Origin of the sequence: Kitasatospora sp. NPDC001309 (assembly GCF_042896295.1) — a bacterium.
In the GTDB taxonomy this organism is placed as follows: domain Bacteria; phylum Actinomycetota; class Actinomycetes; order Streptomycetales; family Streptomycetaceae; genus Kitasatospora.
The window spans coordinates 1-4,487 of the sequence record NZ_JBIAXC010000102.1; the positions used below are offsets into that span (position 1 = coordinate 1).

3 protein-coding genes are annotated in these 4,487 nt (G+C 71.3%); all 3 read right to left on the reverse strand.

Annotated features, from left to right (window positions below):
* Window positions 1-1,074 precede the first annotated feature (1,074 nt).
* A complete protein-coding gene (locus tag ACFY2K_RS43385) occupies window positions 1,075-1,305 on the reverse strand; it encodes a hypothetical protein (protein WP_380643766.1) in 231 nt (76 codons plus the stop codon).
* 358 nt (window positions 1,306-1,663) lie between these two features.
* Window positions 1,664-2,296, reverse strand: a complete 633-nt coding sequence (locus ACFY2K_RS43390; RefSeq protein ID WP_387718647.1) for a hypothetical protein — start codon at window positions 2,294-2,296, stop codon at window positions 1,664-1,666.
* Window positions 2,297-2,298: 2 nt separating this feature from the next.
* A complete protein-coding gene (locus ACFY2K_RS43395; RefSeq protein WP_387718650.1) occupies window positions 2,299-4,215 on the reverse strand; it encodes an acyltransferase in 1,917 nt (638 codons plus the stop codon).
* Window positions 4,216-4,487: the final 272 nt, after the last annotated feature.

Sequence of the window (4,487 nt, forward strand, 5' to 3'; positions counted from 1 at the left end):
CTTCCGATGTCTGCTCCGCAGACATGACGCGCCGTCACTAGCGTGACGGAGCGTTGCGGCGCCCCTCCGGGGCGCAGTAGCGTAGAGTGATGGCGGCGCGTCCGCGCCGCTGGTCGGCGGGGCCTCGGGCCTGTGGTCGAGGTGGCCCTGAGTGGGTGGCCGGGGCTCCGCCCCGGGGCCTTCGGGCCGGTGCCAAGCTCGGCCTGGTGGGCAGTTCTGCTGGTCAGTGGGGGGTTTGGGCGCACTCCGTGCGCCGGGCTGACTGGGAGGAGCCTTCCCGGGGACGACCGGGAGCATCCCCGCCGGCCCCCTTCGCCCGTCATCGCATTCTGTCACCACCATGCCTCACGCCACAACCCCGCGTGCCATCACATCACAATCCGTCACCTGGACTCGGCCTCGCACAGTGGTCTAGACCCATTGCCCTGATCTCCGATCAGAAATGCCCCAACAACGCACCCGACGCCGTATCAGAATCCGCCTGTCAGGCAATCCCGCCACAACCGCCGTACGCTCCCGCCATTCCAGCCCGAAAGGACCCCGGCCGCCGTTGACGATATGGCGCGAATTCCCACTGAAACCACCAACCCCGCCCCATGGGAAAAGCCCATCAACCCCCGCCATGGAAAACACCCATAAACACCGCATCACGCCGAGCACCACCCCTGATGGCGACCCGGCGCAGCAGCAACCAGGCCAGCCCCGGACGACGACGGGCAGCACCCGGACCACCCTCACCCCCGGCCCCGGGGCCGGCCGCCCCGAACGGCAGGCCAGTCCCGGCGCTCCAGGACAGCACGGACCCGGCGCATGGGCAGCCCCGGCGCCGCAGGCACCTGACCCGACCACGCCCGCTGCCCAAACCGCACACCCCATCCCAACCCATCCACACCCGGGACCAGAGGAACAGCCCGTGCGAGGGCGGCACCAGTTTGAGCCGGGTCAGGGCGGCGTGGAGGACCCGGTCGACGGCGAGCGGGGATCGGGCGGCAGCCTGGGGACGCGGCGCTGGGAGCGGGACATCGGCGGCGGCCTGGACGACCGCCGGGGGGCAGAGCTGGCGTCGGCAGTGCCTCAGAGGAGCTTCCACGCCCTGGTAGCGAGGTTGAGGAACCCGGCCAGAGCGAGGAGGCAGCCTCCCGACGGGGGTGTCGTCGGGTCGTTCTCCCGGTAGTCGATCATGGCGTCACAGAACGCGTTGTGTGCCTCCCACATGTGCGCGATGTGGTCGGCTTCTGCTTTGGACTTGGGCAGCCAGGGCGAGTACCGGCCGCATTCCGCACACCTGAACCGGTAGTTGTTCATGCCGCGCCCCCCGTGCCGCCATACGAACTCGTCTGCTCACAATGGCAGTTGTTGTCTTTTGCGGCAATATCGCTTTCATGCTGGCCATCGCCGTGGGCACGGTGTGCGGGACGGCCGGCTCGGACGCTGGGTGGAGGGGTGGACGGAGGCCTGCCCTGCCGTCGGCGCCGGGGTGGGTCGGCCGGGGCACGCCGCCGGCCTGCGTGCTCGCCTGCCTGGAGCGCGGGGGTTTGCGGGGCACTCTGCGCCCGGTCCAGGACGTCGGACTGCTCGCGGGCGGCGGCCGCACTGGCCTGTTCGGGGGTGTGGCCGACTTCCATCAGGCGCCGGACCGGTAGGGCGTGGCCCGGGCCGCGCTTCAGGCGCCGAGGCCGATGTAGGAAACGTACTGGTAGGCACCGTAGTCGGAGTCGAGGTCGCCGATGATGTCGTCCCAGATGCCTTCGAGGGTGTCGGCGTCGCCGGCGGCGAGGGCGTCGACGGCGTCGTCCCAGACATAGCGGACCTGGATCCCGCGGATGCGCAGGTTGTCACGGCGGCGGGGCTCGTCCACGACCTGCTGGTTGATGGGGTGGATCTCCACCCGGGTACCCCGACCATCGCGGTTGAGGTGGTCCTTGAGGAGCTGGGGGTTGGCCAGGACGTTGCGGGCGCGCAGGGTCCAGTAGGCGGTGTCGACGGCATCGATGTTGACGCGGCGGGGGATGCGGCTGCCGTTCTTCCACGCGCGCAGGGTGGCGGCGTTGGCGCTGCTGCCGACGTCGGCGAGCGCTTCGGCGAGGGCCTCGCGGCCGCCCCGATGTTCCATCAGGTAGCGCATCCGGGCCATCAGGCCGCGGCGGGTGGACGGCGGGGACTTGATACCGCCTTCGATGATCATTCGCTCCACCGCGTCTTCCAGAGCACGGCCGAGGGCCACCCGCCCGTGGACGTTTCCCCGGTCGCGGTCGGCGCCGTAGCGCCCGAAGTTCTTCCATCCGTCAGTCGACACTTTTAGGCGCTCCGATTCCGGCTACGGGGCAGGGTGTACTGGTCCTTGAGTTTCAGCTGCGTGGTCAGGCGGCCCTCTTCGAAAACACCGCCATTCGCCTTTCGCCATTCGCCGCCGGTGACATGCAATTCGTCAGTGCCGCGCAGCGCGACAATCGTCAGCCCGCCCTTGTGGGCACGGTGGGACTTGTACCAGAGATTCGCGAACGCCTGGGAGCGAATGATGTGCATCCATTCGGGACGGCGGATGTCGCGATTATAGGTGGATTCTCCGATGGTCGATGCGAATTTCGCATACATCGCCTTGACGTACTTCTCGGTCACCTGGTCGACGTTGGTGATGGCGTCTTCGCGGGCAATGGTAAGGACCCGGCGGAATTTCTCCAGCAGGCCCTCGGAGGCGCCGCTGGTCCAGGCCTCGGTGATGTGCGGGGCCTCCGAGAGGCCGAGCTTGTGGCAGCGGATCAGCAGGCGCACGGTGGCCTCATCCAGGAGCACCGGGCCGGCTTCGTGGCGGTTGCCGATCGGGTCGGGCAGGTGCGGGTGTTCCCAGGTGGGGCGGGCGGCGAGCAGGTAGACGCCGGAGCGCTTGGGGTCCCAGCCGCCGTCCGGGCGGTGCTGGAGCGCGCCGATCGGCAGGTGGGTCTTGAGGGCGGAGCAGTAGGCGGCGTTGGTGTCCAGGACGTCCACCGCGATCTCGGTGAGGGCGCCGCTCTTGAGCTGCTTCATCAGCTCACTGTTCTCCCACTTGTGGCGGCCTTCCCAGATTTCATCGGCGCCGTTCCGGGATTTCTTGGAGAGGAATTCCAGGCGCTCCGGATAGGCGGTGTACTCGTATGCGGCGCCAACCCGGGTCGCGTCGAAAAGCGCCATTCCGTTCGGGATGGCTTTCTTTTCGAGCGCCGCGACGGCGGCGTCGATGTCGCCGTCGTGTTCCTCCAGGGCCTGGTCTACCGCCGTGGTGATCATGTCGAGGTAGTAGCCGAGCTCCCGGCCGGTGCCGGCGTACTCGCGGAACCGCGCGGACGGCGCCGCCGAGGCGGCCGGGCCGGGCACAACGGCCGCGGGGGCGGTGGGCGCGGGGGCGTCCTGGCCCGCGCCGACGGCGGCCGGGGCGGGCGCGTCCACCACGGCGGCCGGGGCCGGCTGGAGGGGCGCGTCCGCCGCGGGACTGGCAGTGGGGGTGCACCAGCCGCCGAGGTGGAGCGGGCGGCCGCCGATGCGGTAGGACACCGGCCGGCCGCACTGCTCGCACGGCACGGCCGGGTGGACGGCGATCTCGCCGTCCGGGCCCCGGTCGTAGTCCGCGCTCGACGCGCCCACCAGGGCCGCGTCGACGAGCAGCTGCTCGGCCCCGGCGGCTTCGTCGGCGGGGACCTGCTGCTCGACGGCTACGGAGGTCGGTGAGATCCCGGATCCGGCCGGGGCGGCCGCCGAGGTGCTCGACGGGGTGGTTGTCACCGGGGCGGTCCCCGCGGCCGGGACGGCGGCGGCCGGAGCGACCGGGCCGTCGACCTGCTGCTCGACGGGCGGGGCCTCGGCGGTGACGGGGGCGGCCGGCGCCCCGGGAGCGGGCGCGGCAACCGGGGGCACCGCGGCCGCCGGCACCGGCGCGGGGACGGGCGCGAAGGTGGCCGGCACCGGCAGCGGCGCGACCGCGGGGGCGGCGGTGCCGGGCGGCCAGGTCAGGGCCTGGGTGGCGTGGGTGGGGCCGGCGAGCAGGTCCAGCGGGCGCATTCCCCAGTGGCCGGCCAGTGTGTCGACCTCGTCCAGGGACCAGGGCTGGGCGCCGGACTGACGGCGGCTGACCTTGTCCTGGGTCAGGTCGAGGGCGGCGGCGAGCTGGCGCTGGCTCTCGCCGGTGCGCTGCCGGATCGCGGCGATGGTGAGCCGCAGCGTTTCCAACGTACTGAGTACCATGCTGGCATCCTATCAATCCTTGAGTGAAATTCTCCATCAAGGATGGGATGGTTCACTCGGGCGAGTGATTCGACCCGTACCCGATGTGACCCTGGGGGCTCAGATCGGCGACAACGGAGGCCCTCGGAACGGCTCCAGTTGCTGCTGTCGGTGGGCCGTGGGGGGGGGCCCCCCCGGCGGGGCCCCCCCCCGGGGGGGGGGGGCGGGCCGGGGGGGGCCCGGCCCCCCCCCCCCGCGAGGGCCGTGCGGGGGAAAAAGGGAAACCCCCCACC

What these genes read in the sequence shown, in the direction of transcription:
- ACFY2K_RS43385 (WP_380643766.1), bottom strand. Translation starts at nt 1,305, where the DNA reads ATGAACAACTACCGGTTCAGGTGTGCGGAATGCGGCCGGTACTCGCCC.
- ACFY2K_RS43395 (WP_387718650.1), bottom strand. Translation starts at nt 4,215, where the DNA reads ATGGTACTCAGTACGTTGGAAACGCTGCGGCTCACCATCGCCGCGATC.